General features: G+C 60.1%; 17 protein-coding genes. 13 read left to right on the top strand and 4 right to left on the bottom strand.

Annotated features, from left to right (window positions below; all coding sequences use genetic code 11):
- Positions 1-4: 4 nt before the first annotated feature.
- The 12 genes from nuoN to J2T09_RS24355 all read left to right on the top strand — a co-directional run bounded on the left by nuoN (position 5) and on the right by J2T09_RS24355 (position 11,497).
- Entirely contained in the window at positions 5-1,447 is a 1,443-nt protein-coding gene (gene nuoN / locus J2T09_RS24410; protein WP_306839525.1) for an NADH-quinone oxidoreductase subunit NuoN, read from the top strand.
- A 1-nt stretch (position 1,448) separates the two neighbouring features.
- Positions 1,449-2,207: a biotin--[acetyl-CoA-carboxylase] ligase gene (locus tag J2T09_RS24405; RefSeq protein ID WP_306839523.1), complete on the top strand. Its 759-nt coding sequence runs from the start codon at positions 1,449-1,451 to the stop codon at positions 2,205-2,207.
- A 17-nt stretch (positions 2,208-2,224) separates the two neighbouring features.
- A complete protein-coding gene (locus tag J2T09_RS24400) occupies positions 2,225-3,892 on the top strand; it encodes a ribonuclease J (RefSeq protein ID WP_306839634.1) in 1,668 nt (555 codons plus the stop codon).
- A gap of 125 nt (positions 3,893-4,017) precedes the next feature.
- Positions 4,018-4,146: a hypothetical protein gene (locus tag J2T09_RS24395; RefSeq protein ID WP_306839521.1), complete on the top strand. Its 129-nt coding sequence runs from the start codon at positions 4,018-4,020 to the stop codon at positions 4,144-4,146.
- A 162-nt stretch (positions 4,147-4,308) separates the two neighbouring features.
- On the top strand, positions 4,309-4,710 hold the full coding sequence (gene mce, locus J2T09_RS24390) for a methylmalonyl-CoA epimerase (RefSeq protein ID WP_306839519.1): 402 nt from the start codon (positions 4,309-4,311) through the stop codon (positions 4,708-4,710).
- Positions 4,711-4,832: 122 nt separating this feature from the next.
- On the top strand, positions 4,833-5,102 hold the full coding sequence (locus J2T09_RS24385) for a DUF1467 family protein (RefSeq protein ID WP_306839517.1): 270 nt from the start codon (positions 4,833-4,835) through the stop codon (positions 5,100-5,102).
- A gap of 10 nt (positions 5,103-5,112) precedes the next feature.
- A complete protein-coding gene (locus J2T09_RS24380; protein WP_306839515.1) occupies positions 5,113-5,406 on the top strand; it encodes a hypothetical protein in 294 nt (97 codons plus the stop codon).
- 40 nt (positions 5,407-5,446) lie between these two features.
- Entirely contained in the window at positions 5,447-6,010 is a 564-nt protein-coding gene (locus J2T09_RS24375; protein WP_306839514.1) for a GNAT family N-acetyltransferase, read from the top strand.
- A gap of 564 nt (positions 6,011-6,574) precedes the next feature.
- Positions 6,575-7,903 (top strand): proline--tRNA ligase, encoded by a 1,329-nt coding sequence (proS, locus tag J2T09_RS24370; protein ID WP_306839512.1) that lies wholly within the window; start codon positions 6,575-6,577, stop codon positions 7,901-7,903.
- 84 nt (positions 7,904-7,987) lie between these two features.
- Entirely contained in the window at positions 7,988-9,295 is a 1,308-nt protein-coding gene (locus tag J2T09_RS24365) for a lipoprotein-releasing ABC transporter permease subunit (RefSeq protein ID WP_306839509.1), read from the top strand.
- Between the two features lie 14 nt (positions 9,296-9,309).
- Positions 9,310-9,993, top strand: a complete 684-nt coding sequence (locus J2T09_RS24360) for an ABC transporter ATP-binding protein (protein ID WP_306839508.1) — start codon at positions 9,310-9,312, stop codon at positions 9,991-9,993.
- A 202-nt stretch (positions 9,994-10,195) separates the two neighbouring features.
- On the top strand, positions 10,196-11,497 hold the full coding sequence (locus J2T09_RS24355; protein ID WP_306839506.1) for a PQQ-dependent sugar dehydrogenase: 1,302 nt from the start codon (positions 10,196-10,198) through the stop codon (positions 11,495-11,497).
- 14 nt (positions 11,498-11,511) lie between these two features.
- Here J2T09_RS24355 and J2T09_RS24350 read toward each other — a convergent pair whose 3' ends face one another.
- The 4 genes from J2T09_RS24350 to J2T09_RS24335 all read right to left on the bottom strand — a co-directional run bounded on the left by J2T09_RS24350 (position 11,512) and on the right by J2T09_RS24335 (position 15,248).
- Positions 11,512-11,895 (bottom strand): VOC family protein, encoded by a 384-nt coding sequence (locus J2T09_RS24350; RefSeq protein ID WP_306839504.1) that lies wholly within the window; start codon positions 11,893-11,895, stop codon positions 11,512-11,514.
- Positions 11,895-13,055 carry an MFS transporter gene (locus tag J2T09_RS24345; protein WP_306839502.1) on the bottom strand — a complete coding sequence of 387 codons (1,161 nt, stop codon included), beginning with the start codon at positions 13,053-13,055 and terminating at the stop codon, positions 11,895-11,897. Before J2T09_RS24345 ends, J2T09_RS24350 begins: the two co-directional genes overlap by 1 nt.
- A gap of 23 nt (positions 13,056-13,078) precedes the next feature.
- Complete coding sequence (locus J2T09_RS24340) at positions 13,079-13,876, bottom strand: DeoR/GlpR family DNA-binding transcription regulator (protein WP_306839500.1); 798 nt, start codon at positions 13,874-13,876, stop codon at positions 13,079-13,081.
- A gap of 115 nt (positions 13,877-13,991) precedes the next feature.
- Positions 13,992-15,248: a sensor domain-containing diguanylate cyclase gene (locus J2T09_RS24335; protein ID WP_306839498.1), complete on the bottom strand. Its 1,257-nt coding sequence runs from the start codon at positions 15,246-15,248 to the stop codon at positions 13,992-13,994.
- A 286-nt stretch (positions 15,249-15,534) separates the two neighbouring features.
- Between J2T09_RS24335 and J2T09_RS24330 the strand changes: the two genes are divergently transcribed.
- Complete coding sequence (locus J2T09_RS24330) at positions 15,535-17,058, top strand: ABC transporter substrate-binding protein (RefSeq protein WP_306839496.1); 1,524 nt, start codon at positions 15,535-15,537, stop codon at positions 17,056-17,058.
- The last annotated feature ends 28 nt before the right edge of the window (positions 17,059-17,086 follow it).

Raw genomic sequence — 17,086 nt, 5'->3', positions numbered from 1 at the left:
TGATATGACCGCTGAACTACTCCTTGCCAGCCTGCAGATCTCGAGCCCGGAAGTTCTTCTGGCGCTCGGTGCGCTGGCGCTCCTGATGATCGGCGTCTTCAGTGGCGACCGCTCGTCGCCGCTGGTAACCGGCCTCACCATTGCCGTCATGATCGTGGCGCTCGTCATGATCATCTTCGTGGCCCCGGCAGGCGAAGCCTATAACGGCGCGTTCATGATGGACGGCTTTGCCCGCTTCATGAAGGCAACCGCGCTGTTCGGTTCGATCGTCGCGCTGCTGATGACCTTCGCCAATGCCAAGTCCGACCAGATCGACAAGCCGGAATTTCCGGTTCTCGTCCTGCTTGCCACGCTCGGCATGATGCTCTTGATCTCGGCCAACGACCTGATCGCGCTCTATCTCGGCCTCGAGTTGATGTCGCTGTCGCTTTATGTCGTTGCCGCCTTCAACCGCGACAGCATCCGTTCGACGGAAGCCGGCCTCAAATATTTCGTTCTCGGCGCGCTGTCCTCCGGCATGCTGCTTTACGGCATGTCGCTGGTCTATGGTTTCACCGGCAATACCGGCTTCGAACAGATCGCCCAGGTTCTCAGCCAGGAAACCCGTTCGCTCGGCCTCGTTTTCGGTCTGGTCTTCGTTCTCGCCGGTCTGGCGTTCAAGATCTCGGCCGTGCCGTTCCACATGTGGACGCCGGACGTTTATGAAGGTGCGCCGACCCCCGTCACCGCCTTCTTCGCTTCCGGCCCCAAGGTCGCCGCCATGGCCATCCTGGTGCGCATCGTGTCCGACGCCTTCATCCCGGTCGTTGCCGATTGGCGCCAGGTCGTCGTCTTCATCGCGATCGCTTCCATGCTGCTCGGTTCGTTTGCGGCCATCGGCCAGAAAAACATCAAGCGACTGATGGCCTATTCCTCCATCGGTCACATGGGTTACGCGCTCGTCGGTCTGGCCGCGGGTTCGGAAACCGGTGTGTCCTCGATCGCGCTTTACATGCTGATCTACATGGTCATGACGCTTGGAACCTTTGCCTGCATCATGTCGATGCGCCGCGCTGACGGTACTGCCGTCGAAGCGGTGGATGATCTGGCTGGTCTTTCTTCCACGCGTCCGTTCATGGCGCTGGTTCTGACCGCGCTGATGTTCTCGCTTGCCGGCATTCCGCCGCTCGCCGGTTTCTTCGCCAAGTATTTTGTCTTCCTCGCTGCCATCGAAGCCAAGCTTTACGCGCTTGCCGTCATCGGCGTGCTCTCCTCGGTCGTCGGTGCGTACTACTACCTGCGCGTCGTGAAGCTGATGTGGTTCGACAAGCCGGTTGGCGAATTTGCCCGCACGCCCGGCCTGCTCAAGCTGGTCTTCGGTTTCTCCGGTCTGTTCGTCACGGCCTACGTGCTGTTCGGCGGTCCGGTCGGCACGGCAGCATCTGCGGCAGCAAAGTCCTTCTTCTGAGATGATGCAAGACAGACGCCGCTTCCCGCTCGAAGCCTTCAGGCATATCGCGCTGGATGAAGTCGGCTCCACAAATACAGATGCCCTCGCAGCTGCGAGGGCAGGAGACCAAGGTCTTCTCTGGATCACCGCCCGGCGCCAAAACGCCGGGCGTGGTCGTAGAGGGAGGGCATGGACGTCTGAGACCGGCAATCTTTACGCCACGCTCCTGTTGATCGACCCCGCGCCGATCGAACGCACCGCCTCGCTTCCGCTGGCTGTCGCCCTTGCCGTCCGCAACGCCATTGCAGCCGTGATGCCGCCCGGTACGCCACCGGTCGAGGTCAAATGGCCGAACGATATCTTGATAGAACGCAGGAAAACCTGCGGCATATTGCTCGAAGCGGAAATGTTGGCGAACGGAAAAGGCGCTCTCGTCATCGGTATCGGCATCAATATCCGCCACAAGCCGGATAGCGCTCAATACGCCGTTGCCTCGCTTGAAGATTACGGCGTCACAGCCACGGCGGATGAGATTTTCGCGCATCTTTACAAGGAGATGGCGCAGGTTCTGGGTGTGTGGAACGAAGGCCTTGGTATTGCCGAAATCACGGCGCAGTGGCGTGGCGTCGCCTGCGGCATCGGTGAGAAGATCACCGTCAATCTGCCGAATCACTCGATTTCCGGGCGCTTTGCCGGAATTGATGATAAAGGCTTGCTGATGCTGGACACGGGCACCGAACTTATGCCCATAGCTGCCGGCGACGTATTTTTTGCATGAATCGGAAACAGGACAATATGGCCTCCAAGGACGAACTGGTATTTTTGCCGCTGGGCGGCGTAGGCGAGATCGGCATGAACCTCGCGCTCTACGGCTTTGGCCCCGAGGCAACCCGCCAGTGGATCATGGTCGATTGCGGCGTTACCTTCCCAGGCCCCGACCTGCCGGGTGTCGATCTGGTACTGCCCGATGTCCGCTTCCTCGCCGACAAGAAGAAGAACCTCAAGGGCATCTTCATCACCCACGCGCATGAAGACCATTATGGCGCGTTGAACGACATCTGGCCGGGCCTCAACGTGCCGGTCTATGCCTCGCCGTTCACCGCCGGCATGCTGGAAGCCAAGCGTAATTACGAAGGCACCCGCGCCGAAATCCCGATCACCATCTTCAAGGCCGGCGACCGCATCAATGTCGGGCCGTTCGAAGTCGAGGCCGTCGGCGTCAACCATTCCATTCCCGAGCCGATGTCGCTGGTCATCCGCACGCCGCTCGGCAATGTCATCCACACCGGCGACTGGAAAATCGACCATAACCCGTCGCTCGGCCCGCTGACCGACGAAGACCGTTTCCGCGCCATCGGCGACGAAGGCGTTCTCGCCGTCATGTGCGACTCGACCAACGCCATGCGTGATGGCATCTCGCCGTCCGAAGAGGAAGTGTCGAGAGGCCTGCAGAAAGTCATCGAGGCCGCCGAAGGCCGCGTCGCCGTCACCACCTTCTCGTCGAATGTCGGCCGCATCCGCTCCATCGCGCTTGCCGCAGAAGCCGCGGGTCGGGAAGTCCTGCTGCTCGGCTCGTCGCTGAAGCGCGTTGTCTCCGTCGCCCGCGACATCGGCATCATGGATGACATCAAGCCTTTCATCGCCGAGGATGAATTCGGTTATATCCCGCGCGACAAGGTCGTGGTCATCCTCACCGGCAGCCAGGGCGAGCCGCGCGCAGCGCTGGCAAAACTGTCGCGTGACGAGATGCGCAATGTCGCACTTGCCGCCGGCGATACGGTGGTGTTTTCCTCGCGCACCATTCCCGGCAATGAAAAGCCGATCCTCGAGATCATGAACGGCCTGATCGAGCAGGGCGTCAACATCGTCACCGATACCCAGGCGCTCGTCCACGTCTCCGGTCACCCGCGCCGCAACGAACTCCTGAAAATGTACGAGTGGACCCGTCCCGAAATCCTCGTGCCGGTTCACGGCGAAGCCGCGCACCTGACGTCGCAGCGTGATCTGGCGCTCGGCGCCGGCATCAAGACCGTGCCGCGCGTGCGCAACGGCAACATGCTGCGTCTCGCTCCGGGCCCGGCCGAAATCATCGCGGATGTGCCTTTCGGCCGTATCTACAAGGATGGCAAGCTGATCGGCGATTTCGAGGAGATGGGTATCGGCGATCGCCGCAAGCTCTCCTATGTGGGACACGTCTCGGTCAACGTGCTGCTCGACAGCCGCCACGATTTTCTTGCTGACCCCGATATCGTCCTGTTCGGCCTGCCGGATGTGGATGACGAGGGCGAGAGCATGGAAGACACACTTTATGATGCGGTTCTTGGCGCCGTCGAAAGCATCCCGCGCGCGCGCCGCAAGGATCTCGACATGCTGCGCGAATCCGTTCGTCGTGCTGTGCGTTCGGCTGCCAATAACGGCTGGGGCAAAAAGCCGATCGTGACGGTTTTTGTTACCCGTCTCTGAGTCCAAAGGGTCACACCGGCCCTGAATTGACGTTTGTGTGATGCGATGGCGCGGATGTGTGAAAGCTCCGCGCCATTTTCATGTGTTAGCTCTTCGATTGGCTGGGACGATTCGGAGACATGTTAATGAGACCTGGAAATTTCCTGGGCGCCGCCGTTATCTGCGCGGCGCTGTTGGCGATCGTGTTCGTTGCTTCGGTAACGCAGGACAGCACCGCCGAAATGGCTGCGACCACGGTGAGTGTGGTTCGCTGAGGGTATCTGTGGGGCAGGGACTTTGCCCCTCATCACCAGGATTGGTGACCTTGGCTGAAGCGTGGTCGTGATCTTGTAGCTTCTCCCGTCGACGGGAGATAAAGATGCTGCGGTCCTGTCTGTTCCTGCCATGGCAGGGTTAATCTCTGTCGGGAGGAAGCCATGCTCGGCCGTATCAATCACATCGCCATCGCGGTTCCCAACCTTACGGCTGCCGCGATGCCCTATAAAAATCTCGGCGCTGCGGTTTCCGATCCGCACCCCCTGCCGGAGCACGGCGTCACCGTGGTTTTCGTCACACTCGAAAATACCAAGGTGGAGCTGCTGGAACCGCTCGGCGAAAACTCGCCGATTGCTGGCTTTCTCGAAAAAAATCCGGCCGGCGGCATGCATCATGTCTGTTACGAGGTGCCCGACATCCTTGCCGCACGCGACAGGGCGGTGGCGCTTGGCCTGCGCGTGCTGGGTGACGGAACGCCAAAAATCGGCGCGCATGGCAAGCCAGTGCTCTTCCTGCACCCGAAGGATTTTTCCGGCACGCTCACCGAGTTGGAGCAGATTTGAATCCGAATTCAATGGCTTGGCACCATTGCCGGAATCATTTTCCGAAACGCTTCATGCATCGCTGCAATTGAGCTTGGGCGCATTCCCCCTATAATCGGTGCGGGGTAATGGAGGAGTGAGAAATGCCTTTCCTGTCGACATTCGCGGTCTATTTCGTCATCTGGTGGCTGACTTTGTTCATCGTGCTGCCCATCGGCATGCGCAGCCAGCAGGAAGAAGGCGAAGTGGTGCTCGGCACGGTCGCAAGCGCGCCGGCAAAATTCCGCGGCCTGCGTGTCGTTCTCGTCACCAGCCTCATCGCTGCCGTCATCCATGGTGGCTGGATGCTCGCCTCGCATGTCTTCGGCATCAGCGTCAGTTCTCTGCCGGTCATTCTGCCGGATTTCGGGTGAGGTTCGCAGAATGAACGAAACGGATCGCATGGATTTCGAGCAGGCCATGGGGGAGGAATTCGGCCAGTGCCTGTCGCCGCCTTTGCCCTTTGAAGATGCCTCCGCGCACGAATGCTGCGAGGCCATCTGGAGGGTCCTTGGCGATGAGGTCGGCCCGGATCGCCTTGCCACGCTTTCCGCGGCAGATATTGCTGCTCTTGCAGCCAGTTTTGGACGCTATTTCGAGGTGGAAAACCCGACGGAAGAACAGGTGAGGGCGGCGGTCGCCCGGACATTGGCGCGCTGGCCTGTCGGCTCTCTGTGAGGGTGGTCATCCTTCGCTTCAAAACGCATACGGAATGACAATGAACCTTCAGTCTCTCCCCACCTCCGTCACCACGGAACGTCTCATCCTCCGCAAGTTTCTGCCCGGTGATCTTGAGAGTTACGCTGCCTACCGCACGCGCGAGGATGTCTATCGTTACCTCTATGCCACGCCCTCGACCGGTACTGTGTTGGAGGAAAAATTCGCAAAATTGCTGGAGGCGCCGTTTGAAAACGACGGCGACGATTTTCACTTCGCCGTCACCCGGAAAGATGATGGCGCCCTGATCGGTGATGTTATGCTGAAGCTTGCCAACAAAGCCGCGCTGCAGGCCGAGGTCGGTTACGTTTTCCATCCCGATTACGGCGGAAAAGGTTATGCGACGGAAGCCGTGTCGGCGATGATTAGCGTAGGTTTCGAAGCCTTTGGTTTTCATCGCATTTTTGCCCGGTTAGACAGCCGCAACAAAGGCTCGGTCGGCATCGTCGAGCGGCTGGGTCTGCGGCGTGAGGCACATCTGATCGAAAACGATCGGTTTAACGGCGAGTGGGGCGATGAATATGTGTATGCCGCGCTGGCTCGCGAATGGGCGGCGGTCCATTAAGCAATCAGACCTGACATCCGTCATCTTCCCGTAACCTTTCACAGGCATAAGCCCGTCAGCCGGAAATACGAACCTTGATTTGAAGGCAAAAAAAAACAAGGCGTTGAAGCCTTGTTTTTTGAGTTTCGCGTGATCTTTCCGTTGCCGGGGCTGCGTTCGAAGCGCGCCTAAGATCTAAATCCTCCCAAGACTTTGACCGCGAAATAGGCAAGAATTTAATCCCCTTGCCCGTTTTGTGAGCTGAAGCTAGCTCACATGAGACATCTTGTCACCCCAATTTTTTGCATTTTTGTTACACAGGGGTAGAAAAATCCTGTGAACAAAAATGTCGCACCCCTTGTCCCTCAAAAAACCATGTTTTGCCTACCTAAGGCGGCGCTGCTTCGCTGTATTGCACGTTTTGGCTGCTGCAAACGCTGTTCGCCTGAGCATTCGCTCACATGTTTTCAAGCCTGCCCCCAACCGGGTTTTCATGTGCTGCCGAACCGGCTATGAACGCACGCAATATCAGCCCTCTAACGGTCGATTCCTTTTCAGGTTTCGGCCCGCAAATCGGAAACCGCGATGCGCCTGTCCCGCTATTTTTTGCCCATTCTGAAGGAAAATCCCAAGGAAGCGGAAATCGTCTCCCACCGCCTGATGCTGCGTTCGGGCATGGTTCGCCAGCAGAGCCAGGGCATCTATTCCTGGCTGCCGCTCGGCAAGCGCGTCATGGACAAGGTCAACAAGATCATCCGTGAAGAGCAGGACCGTGCCGGCGCCATCGAGCTTTTGATGCCGACGCTGCAGTCGGCCGATCTGTGGCAGGAAAGCGGTCGTTACGAGGATTACGGCAAGGAAATGCTGCGCATCACGGACCGCCAGGAGCGTCCGATGCTCTACGGCCCGACCAACGAGGAAATGGTCACCGACATTTTTCGTTCGGCGGTGAAATCCTACAAGAACCTGCCGCTCAACCTCTACCATATCCAGCTGAAATTCCGCGACGAGATCCGTCCGCGTTTCGGCACCATGCGTTCGCGCGAATTCCTGATGAAGGATGCCTATTCCTTCGATCTGACCAAGGAAGGCGCGATCCACTCCTATAACAAGATGTTCGCGGCCTATCTGCGCACGTTCGATCGTCTCGGCCTGCGCGCTATCCCGATGCGCGCCGATACCGGTCCGATCGGCGGCAACCACAGCCACGAATTCATCATTCTGGCCGAAACCGGCGAGTCCGAAGTGTTCTCGCACCGCGATTTCACGAATTTCGACATTCCGGCAGCCGATATCGATTTCGACGACGTTGCCGGCATGCAGGCGATTTTCGACAAGTGGACTTCGGTTTACGCCGCCACCTCGGAAATGCACGACGAAGCCGCTTTCGACGCCATCCCGGCAGGCGACCGCCTGTCCGCTCGTGGTATCGAAGTCGGTCACATCTTCTATTTCGGCACAAAATATTCCGAGCCGATGGGCGCCAAGGTTCAGGGCCCGGATGGCAAGGAACATCTTGTCCACATGGGATCCTACGGCATCGGCCCGACCCGCCTTGTTCCCGCCATCATCGAAGCCTCGCATGACGAGAACGGAATCATCTGGCCGGCTTCGGTCGCGCCGTTCGATGCCATGGTCATCACCATGAAGCCGGGTGACGAAAACTGCGACCGCGTCTGCGATGGCCTTTACACCGGCCTCACAAATGCCGGTTTGGACGTGCTCTACGACGACACGGACGACCGCGCAGGTACCAAGTTCGCCACCGCCGATCTGATCGGCGTGCCGGTGCAGCTGATCGTTGGCCCGCGTTCGGCCGCGACCGGCGAAGTCGAGGTGAAGGACCGCAAGACGGGTGCGCGCGAAACTATGACCATGGAAGCCGCGCTGAACCGCCTGACGGCCAAGGCCTGAAGAGTACCGTCCGGGCGATCTCTCGTGAGGCCGCCCGGACTGCAAGACAACTGACCGCCGGCGCGCGGTGACCGAGGAGAACACATGGCGAAGGTCGTGAGCGAAGGTGATGGCACGCGGCAGGGAGCACCCTCGGCCGGTCCGTTTTCCGGGTTTGAGCGCATGGTCGCCTGGCGTTATCTGCGCTCGCGCCGCAAGGAAGCCTTCATCTCCGTCATCGCCGGCTTTTCGTTCGTCGGCATCATGCTCGGCGTTGCCACGCTGATCATCGTCATGGCCGTCATGAACGGTTTTCGCACCGAGCTGATCTCCCGCATTCTCGGCATCAATGGCCATATCGTCGTGCAGCCGGTCGATCGGCCACTTAATGACTATGCCGATCTCACCACCAAATTCGCAGCCGTTCCCGGCGTCACCATGGCGCTGCCGCTGGTCGAAGGGCAGACGCTGGCGCAGGGCAATACCGGCGGCGGTTCGGGCGCTCTTGTGCGCGGCGTGCGCGCCGAAGATCTTGAAAAGCTGAAGGAAGTCTCCGGCAACATAAAGTCGGGTGACATGGTCGGTTTCGCCTCGGGCGATGGTGTTCTGGTCGGCTCGCGTCTGGCGTCCTCGCTCGGCCTGTCCGCCGGTGACCGCATCACGCTGGTGGCGCCGGAAGGCGATGTCACGCCGATGGGTGTCAGCCCTCGGGTCAAATCCTATCCGATTTCCGGCACGTTCGAGATCGGCATGTCGGAATATGACGCCTCGATCGTCTACATGCCGCTTGAAGAGGCGCAGGCCTATTTCAACGCCGATGGCATCGTCCAGTCGATCGAACTGTTCATCGAACACCCGGATGCGGTGGACGGCATGCGGCCGCTGATCGAAATGGCCGCCGGCGACCGCCAGATCTTTCTCACCGACTGGCGCCAGCGCAACCAGACCTTCTTTTCCGCCCTGCAGGTGGAACGCAACGTCATGTTCATGATCCTGACGCTGATCGTGCTCGTCGCCGCGCTCAATATCATTTCAGGCCTGATCATGCTGGTGAAGGACAAGGGATCGGATATCGCCATCCTGCGCACCATGGGCGCCAGTTCCGGCTCGATCATGCGCATCTTCTTCATGACCGGGGCTGCCATTGGTTTTGTCGGCACGGCGGCCGGTGTCCTGTTGGGCGTTGTCGTCTGTCTCAATATCGAATCGATCCGCAGCTTCTTCTCCTGGCTTTCCGGCACGGTTCTGTTCAATCCGGAACTCTATTTCCTCAGCGAACTGCCCGCCGAAATGACATTTAGCGAAACCACCACCGTGGTCGTCATGGCGCTGACGCTGTCCTTCATTGCAACCATCTTCCCGGCATGGCGGGCCTCGAGGCTCGATCCCGTGCAGGCGCTGCGCTACGAATAGGAACGCACACCTCCATGGCAACCAAAACCATTCTGAAGCTCACGGGCGTCGGCAGGCAGTACGGGCAGGGCGATACGGTCCTCTCCATCCTCAAGGGCGCCGATTTTTCGCTTAAAAGCGGTGAGATCGTCGCACTGGTCGCGCCGTCGGGCACCGGCAAGTCGACGCTGCTGCATCTGGCCGGCCTTCTGGAACATCCGGATGAGGGTGAAATCCATATCGACGGCGAGGCCTGCGGCAATCTTTCCGACGATCGCCGCACCGCCATTCGTCGTGGCGATATCGGTTTCGTCTACCAGTTTCACCATCTGCTGCCGGAATTCACCGCGCTCGAAAACATCATGATGCCGCAGCTGATCGCCGGTCTGCCGGTGAAGGAAGCCAAGGAGCGCGCCGCCGCTCTTCTGGATTACATGCGCATCGGTCACCGTGCCGATCACCGCCCGGCAGAATTGTCCGGCGGCGAGCAGCAGCGCGTGGCGATTGCCCGCGCCGTTGCCAACGCGCCGCTTCTGTTGCTCGCTGACGAGCCGACCGGCAACCTCGACCCGGAAACGGCATCCTATGTGTTCGATGCCTTGCAGGCACTGGTGCGCCAGTCGGGCCTTGCCGCAATGATCGCCACCCATAACCACGAACTCGCCGCCCGCATGGACCGGCGGGTGACGCTGGAAGGCGGCAAGATCATCGACTTCTGATCGATTGCGACGGACCTTTCCAAATTCTGTCTGATGCGCAGGCAGCGGCTCGCCGCCGTCTGCGCATATGTCAAAAGCGTAAACTTCACGCATTTTTCGAAACCGCGCCGGCTTCTGTCGGTGGCGATGGTTTCCTTTATCGGTCAAACGCTCTAGCTTCCTGGTTCATCCACGTTTTTCCTCCGTCAATTGAGGTAATGCCATGGTCGAGCCTTCTCTGTTTGCGCGTTTTGTCGCCCTTGTCGGCCAATGCGCCGTTGCCATTCGTCATTCGGGCGATGGCGCGCGTGAGCCCGCCTATGGGGTGACGCCGGCCATTCCGCTGGCCAAGCCGCAGGGCCGCATCCCGACCCTGAAAATGCCCACCGCCAAAGGCTGGGACGGCGACCACAAGCCGACGGCCGCTGCTGGACTGAAGGTCAATGCCTTTGCGCGCGGGCTTGTTCATCCACGCAACATGCATGTGCTGCCCAACGGCGATGTGCTGGTCGCGGAATCGATCGGCGAGCAGGGAAATCCGCGCAGCCTGTTCGACCACGCCATGGCCGCAACCATGCAGCGGGCCCGCGCTTCCGGTCAGAGTGCCAACCGCGTGACGCTGCTGCGCGATGCCGATGGCGACGGGGTGGCCGAGCAAAGTTTTGCCTATATCGAAAACGTCCGCCAGCCCTTCGGCATCGTGCTGGTTGGCGAGACATTGTATGTCGGAGCCAGCGACGCGCTTCTGGCTTATCCTTATACGGCGGGCGCCACCAAAATCACCGCGCCAGCCACAAAACTGATGGATCTGGTGCCCGGTGGACACTGGACCCGCAATCTGATCGCCAGCAAGGACGGCACGAAAATCTACGTGGCCGTCGGTTCGCTGACCAATATCGGCGATGAGGGCATGGCGGTGGAAGAAAACCGCGCCTGCATTCATGAATATGATCTGGCATCGGGCCAGTCGCGCATCTTTGCCGGTGGCCTGCGCAATCCGGTCGGCATGGCCTGGGAGCCGGAAGGCGGCATGCTCTGGACCGTGGTCAACGAACGCGACGGACTGGGTGACGAAACGCCTCCCGATTATCTGACATCGGTGCGCGACGGCGGGTTTTATGGCTGGCCCTATTGCTACTGGGACCGTGTGGTGGATGACCGCGTACCGCAGGATGCCGCCAGGGTGGCATCCGCGGAGCAGCCCGATTATGCGCTCGGCGGTCACACCGCTTCACTCGGCCTCTGCTGGCTGCCCGAAGGAACGCTGCCGGACTTTCCGGCCGGCATGGCCATCGGCCAGCATGGATCGTGGAACCGCTCGAAGCTTTCCGGCTACAAGCTTGCCTTCGTCGCTTTCGAAAATGGCAGGCCGGTCGGAGCGCCGCGCGAAATCCTGACCGATTTCCTGTCGCCCGACGAAAAGCATTCCTATGGGCGCCCGGTTGGTGTGGCACTGGCGAAGGATGGTGCAGTGCTGATGGCAGACGACGTGGGTGATGTCATCTGGCGCGTCACTGGCGCCTGAGGGAGCTGCGCCTCTTACGCCGTAATCTCCACCGGCGTTCCATCCGGCATCAGGATCACTGCCTCGTAAAACCCGTCGCCGGTCCAGCGCGGAGCGGATTTCAGGCAGCCATCTGTCCGGCATTTTTCCGCCAGCGCATCGACGGCTTCGCCGCTGCCGAGCGTGATGGCGATATGATCCCAGCCGATCTGCTCGGCCGGGGCATCATCTGCCAGCCACGGCCCTGTCATCAGTTCGATCTGGCCACCATCTTCCGGCAGGGTGATGAAACGCGAGACGAAACCCTGCCGGTTCCGGCTGTGATACGCTTCGCCGACGCCGGCGCCAAAATAACGCTGCCAGAATTGAGCAGCCGTATCGAGGTCCTGCGTCCACAAGGCGACATGGGTGATCCGCATCAGTTGGCCTTTCGTGTCACGATGCCGGCGCAGATCGGCACGAGCGTAAGCAGGGCGGCCAGAAGCCAGAAGGACACCGGAAGACCGGTATGTTTGGCGACGAAACCGACGCCGGCCGGGCCTACCAGTATACCGGCATAACCGGTCGTGGTGATGGCCGCGACCGCAAGGCCCGATGGCATCACCGTCTGCGAACCGGCGCGGCGAAACAGCACCGGCACGATGTTGGATGCACCCAGCCCGATCAGCAGAAAACCGCTCATGGCAAGAATGGTGCCGGGGGCTGCCAGCAGCACGGCAAAACCGGCAATCGCCACGATGCCACCCCAGAACAAGGTCGGGCGGTCACCGAGTTTTGCGGTGATCACATCGCCGCACAGGCGGCCAGCCGTCATGGCGATTGCAAACAGCATGTAACCCAAGCCGCCCTGGCTCGCCTCGACACGGCCTTCTGAGGTCAGGAGCAGCGCGCTCCAGTCCAGCACCGCGCCTTCAACGAGAAAAGTGATGGCGGCAAGTGCTGCCAGAAGCACGACGATACCGCGCGGCATCACGAACAGCGGCCCGTCCTCGGCCTGCACGGTCGAGAGCAGTCGCGGCCAGATGATCGCCATCGCCACCAGCATCATGGCCGACGAGATCAGCGTGGTGATGAAAGGCCCGAGCTTTGCCGACAGAAGCAGCGTTACCAGCATGGCCGCGATAAAGCCGCCAATGCTGTATTGCGCATGAAAGCCGGACATCAGCGGTTTTGGCGCATCCTTTTCCACCTCGATGGCATGGATGTTCATCGCCACGTCCAGCGTGCCGAGCGAGGCGCCGAACAGGGCAAGAGCGATGCCGAGCGTTACCGGCGTATCGGCAAGCGTCAGGAAGGGCAGGGTGAGCGCAATGCCGAACCCGCTGACGATAATGATCGGCCTGGCACCGTATTTTGCCGAAAGCACACCGGTCGCCAGCATGGCGATGACCGACCCCAACCCGAGGCAGAGCAGAAGCATGCCCAGCACGCCGTCATCGATGCCCAGACGCGTTTTGGCATAAGGTACTAGCGGCGCCCAGCAGGCAATGCCGAAACCGGCAACGAGAAAGGAGAGGCGGGTGGCAAGCCGCGTGGCGGGCCGGTCCGCGCTGGCTGTGGTCTGTGCAAAAGCGGTCATGAAAATCTTTCCTGCGGGATGGGTCAGGCGGCGCTCTGGCCGGGTGTCAGCATGGCGTAACCGGCGTTCGTCAGCGCCTGTTTTGTGTCTGCGGCCAGATCGTCTTCGACGATCAGCCAGTCGATATCTTTGGCGTAGCCGATACGGTGCGGCGCGCGCTCCTCAAACTTTTCCGATGTGGCGAGCACGATATTGATGGCGCTGCGCGTCATCAGTTTGCGCTTGAAGATCGCGTCTGCATGTTCCTGCACGCTCATCCCGCCTTTGGGGCCCGTTTCGGCAGACACCGCGCAGGCGCCGACAAAACAGCGGTCGATGTTCAACTCGTCCAGTCTTGCAATCGCCGAGGCATCGACACTGCCGCCGACAACCGGATCGACCACGCCGCCGATGAGGATCAGCGGAATATCGCCGCGTTTGATGATGGCGGCGGCGATATCGATGGAATTGGTCGCGACGGTGAGCTTCTGGTCGCCCGGCAGCAGCGCCGCCATGGCCAGATTGGTGCTGCCGCAATCAAGAAACAGCAATTCACCCGCAGCCACCGTACCGGCCGCGACACGCGCAAGTGCCGTCTTGCGCTCCGATGCCTGGCCGATCCGCTCGGCAATCGGTCGTGACGGCGTGACAAGCGGCAGCGCGCCACCATAAACCCGTCGGCATTTGCCTTCGGCTGCCAGTGCGCGCAGATCGCGGCGCACCGCATCCTCGGAAATATCGAATTCGATCGCCACGGCGGACGCAACGATTTCCTGGCCCTTGGCAAGCCGGGCCTCGATGATGTCACGGCGTGATATGGACAGTGAAGTGGTCATAAACATGAATTAACGTGCACGATAAGGTGCGTCAATCGTCGCAATGTTTCACGATTTGTAAATTTTGTGCATATTTGTACACGTTTCGGACGCTGGTGGATTGGGCAGGGTTTTGCGTCGATTACTGGAACATCACTTCGAGATTTTGCCCGTCGTGGGCAATCACCCGGCACATGGTCTCGATCCCGTCGGCCGGGATTTGCAGCAAAAATTCTTCCGGCAGGCCGAATGCGTCCGAAACGACAAGGCCTGCGCTATCCGCTCCCAAGGATTTCACCGAGCAGTCGACGAGGCTCCTGCGCTCGTCGAACAGGATGAAGCCGGTGCGCAGCACGCGTTTGCGCGTGCCCTTGGTTGCCTTGCCGGCTTCTTTTCGCAAGGTGCTCCAGGAGCGGCACTGGTTACGGCCTTCCTGCTTGGCGCGGTACATGGCGGCATCTGCCTGCGCCAGCAAGGTCTCGATATCCTTGCCGGTCAGCGAGCGCGCGGCGACGCCAAAACTTGCCGTCACCGATATCGACTTGCCGCCGATATCGACCGTCTGGGTGGCCAGCGCCTTGCGCAGCCGCTCGGCCGTCGCCATGGCGCCTTCCATGTCCACATAGGGTAACACGACCACAAATTCCTCGCCGCCGAAACGACCGAACAGGTCGGTGGCGCGCAGGGTTGACTTGCAGGTGGCGGATACGGCTTTCAGCACGATGTCGCCGGCCGCATGGCCGTAGGTGTCGTTGATCGATTTGAAGTGGTCGATATCGAGCACGATGCAGGAAAGCGCATGCGCGTGGCGCCGCGCCAGCGTCACCATCTGGTCTGCCTCGGCCTTGAAGGCGCGGCGTGTCAGTGCTTCCGTCAGGCTGTCGGTAGAAGCCGTCTGCAGAAGTTCGATACGGTCCATGGCCGCTCCGGCCAGTTCCCGCAGGATATCGGTGTCGCGGTCATCGAATGTGCGCGGTTCCGTATGGATTGCGCAGAGCGTGCCGATCACATGGCCGGCTTTGGTCTTTATCGGCATGCCGGCGTAAAAGCGGATATGCAGGTCGCCGGTTACTGCCGGATGATCGGAAAAGCGCGGATCGAGCGTGGTATCCGGCACGATGATCGCTTCCTCGGCTAGGACGACATGTTTGCAGAAACTGCCATCGCGCGGCACTTCGCCAAAAGGCAAGCCGTCGCAGGCCTGATACCATTGCCGGTGCGCGTCGATCAGCGAAACGATGCCGATCTTGATGCCGTAGATCTCCTTGATCAGTCGCACGAACCGGTCAAACCCCTGATCGCGTGGCCCGTCCATCACGTCCAGTTGTTCGAGGGCGGCCAACCGCTCGCGCTCGCGTTTACCGGTTTTGGACACGATCTGGTCAAGGACGGTTGTCATCGTCTCATTTTCCTCAAGCGTTTCGGCGCAGTCGCAACGCCTCGCCGCCTGCTTAGGCGGCGGTCATCGCCTTGGCAACAAACGCCATGCGTTGTCGCTGTTTTAGTCAAGCATAATTGCGTGATGCTTTCGAAACGGTGCATGCGCGCCCTGTCGTCATATCTGACGCATTGTCGGATCGATGCGGCGTGGCAATTCCGGTTTGACAAACAAAATCATGCCCGACACTATATCCATAATAAGAATGCATATTCCATAACTGTGGTTTATCGAAAAAGGGAACTTCATGCTCAGACACGCTTTGCTCGCTGCCCCCTTCCTGTTCTTGTCGGCCATCCCCAATCCATCCTTCGCGGCCGGCGTCATCAATGTCGCGACGATCGGCGAGCCGCCGACGCTCGATCCGATGGCCTCCACCGCCGATGTGGTGGGCATGACCACGCAGCACATCTTTGAAACGCTGTTCACCTTCGATGCCGAATGGAATGTCGTGCCGCTTCTGGCCGAAGCGATGCCGACCGTATCGGCCGACGGCAAGACCTATGACATCACCCTTCGCACGGGCATAAAATTCCACGATGGCTCGACCATGACATCCGCCGATGTCGTCGCCTCCGTCGAGCGCTGGGTAAAGATAGCCTCGCGCGGCAAACAGATCGCACCCTATTTCACCTCGATCACCGCCAAGGGCGATGACGCCGTGCAGATCGTGCTGAGCAAGCCCTATGCGCCGCTTCTGTCATTGCTCGCCTTCAACAATTCCGCTGCCGTCATCATGCCGAAGGCGAACCTTGCCGAAGACCCGCTGACCAAATTCATCGGAACCGGCCCCTATCTGCTGAAAGAACGCAAGGCCGACCAGTATCTGCAACTCACCCGTTTTGACGGCTATCAGCCGCGCTCGGAAGCGGCCAACGGTTTTGGCGGCGCCCGCAAGGCGATCCTCGATGAGATCCGCTTCGTGCCGGTGCCCGATGCCAACACCCGCCTCGAAGGCGCGATTTCCGGCCAGTTCGATTATGCCGACTCGCTGGCGCCTGAAACGTTTGACCGCCTGAAAGGCTCGGATGCTTCCGAACCGGTGGTGCTAAAGCCTTATGGCGCGCCGGTTTTCGTGATGAACACCAAGGAAGGGGTGCTGGCGAACAAGGAAATGCGCCACGCCATCCAGGCGGCACTCAATCCCGAAGATATGTTGCTCGCCGCCTTTGGCAATCCGGAATTTTTCGCGGTTAATGGCGCACTTTATCCGGAAGGGTATGTCTGGCACACGGAAGAGGGCATTGAGCGTTACGGCAATGGCGATCCGGAAACCGCAGCCTCCATGGCCAAGGAAGCCGGGTATGACGGCGAAAAGCCGATCCGCATCCTCACCAGCCGCCAGTATGAATTCCACTACAAGATGGCGCAGGTCGCCGCCGAATATCTGAAGGCCGCCGGCTTCAAGGTCGATCTCGGCGTCTTCGACTGGGCGACACTCACCACCCGCCGCGCCGATCCAAAGCTGTGGGATATCTTTATCACCCACGGCCCGTTCCCGCCGGAGCCGATCCTCAACGGCTGGATGTCCGACAGCTATCCCGGCTGGTGGGCAACACCGGGCAAGACGGCAGCCGTCGAACCCTTCATCGCCGAGCCGGATCAGGAAAAACGCAAGGCACTCTGGGCGGAAATCCAGAAGACCTTTTACGAAGAAGCCCCGGTCTACAAGGTCGGTGATTTCAATGCACTCGGCTCCAAGAAGAAGACGCTGAAGGATTTTCAGCCGTCGCCCTGGCCGTTCTTCTGGAATGTCAGCACGGCCAACTGATCCCGTTGCCACCGCCTGACATCCCGCA

The sequence above is a fragment of the Neorhizobium huautlense genome (assembly GCF_030811685.1).
In the GTDB taxonomy this organism is placed as follows: Bacteria; Pseudomonadota; Alphaproteobacteria; order Rhizobiales; family Rhizobiaceae; genus Neorhizobium; species Neorhizobium huautlense_A.
Note: the sequence above shows the minus strand (reverse complement) of the source record. Positions and strands in the feature narration are given on the sequence as shown.

Bases quoted from the DNA above. Each gene is read 5' to 3' on its own strand.
- nuoN (WP_306839525.1), top strand. From the start codon at position 5: ATGACCGCTGAACTACTCCTTGCCAGCCTGCAGATCTCGAGCCCGGAA.
- J2T09_RS24405 (WP_306839523.1), top strand. From the start codon at position 1,449: ATGATGCAAGACAGACGCCGCTTCCCGCTCGAAGCCTTCAGGCATATC.
- J2T09_RS24400 (WP_306839634.1), top strand. From the start codon at position 2,225: ATGGCCTCCAAGGACGAACTGGTATTTTTGCCGCTGGGCGGCGTAGGC.
- J2T09_RS24395 (WP_306839521.1), top strand. From the start codon at position 4,018: ATGAGACCTGGAAATTTCCTGGGCGCCGCCGTTATCTGCGCGGCGCTG.
- mce (WP_306839519.1), top strand. From the start codon at position 4,309: ATGCTCGGCCGTATCAATCACATCGCCATCGCGGTTCCCAACCTTACG.
- J2T09_RS24385 (WP_306839517.1), top strand. From the start codon at position 4,833: ATGCCTTTCCTGTCGACATTCGCGGTCTATTTCGTCATCTGGTGGCTG.
- J2T09_RS24380 (WP_306839515.1), top strand. From the start codon at position 5,113: ATGAACGAAACGGATCGCATGGATTTCGAGCAGGCCATGGGGGAGGAA.
- J2T09_RS24375 (WP_306839514.1), top strand. From the start codon at position 5,447: ATGAACCTTCAGTCTCTCCCCACCTCCGTCACCACGGAACGTCTCATC.
- proS (WP_306839512.1), top strand. From the start codon at position 6,575: ATGCGCCTGTCCCGCTATTTTTTGCCCATTCTGAAGGAAAATCCCAAG.
- J2T09_RS24365 (WP_306839509.1), top strand. From the start codon at position 7,988: ATGGCGAAGGTCGTGAGCGAAGGTGATGGCACGCGGCAGGGAGCACCC.
- J2T09_RS24360 (WP_306839508.1), top strand. From the start codon at position 9,310: ATGGCAACCAAAACCATTCTGAAGCTCACGGGCGTCGGCAGGCAGTAC.
- J2T09_RS24355 (WP_306839506.1), top strand. From the start codon at position 10,196: ATGGTCGAGCCTTCTCTGTTTGCGCGTTTTGTCGCCCTTGTCGGCCAA.
- J2T09_RS24350 (WP_306839504.1), bottom strand. From the start codon at position 11,895: ATGCGGATCACCCATGTCGCCTTGTGGACGCAGGACCTCGATACGGCT.
- J2T09_RS24345 (WP_306839502.1), bottom strand. From the start codon at position 13,055: ATGACCGCTTTTGCACAGACCACAGCCAGCGCGGACCGGCCCGCCACG.
- J2T09_RS24340 (WP_306839500.1), bottom strand. From the start codon at position 13,876: ATGTTTATGACCACTTCACTGTCCATATCACGCCGTGACATCATCGAG.
- J2T09_RS24335 (WP_306839498.1), bottom strand. From the start codon at position 15,248: ATGACAACCGTCCTTGACCAGATCGTGTCCAAAACCGGTAAACGCGAG.
- J2T09_RS24330 (WP_306839496.1), top strand. From the start codon at position 15,535: ATGCTCAGACACGCTTTGCTCGCTGCCCCCTTCCTGTTCTTGTCGGCC.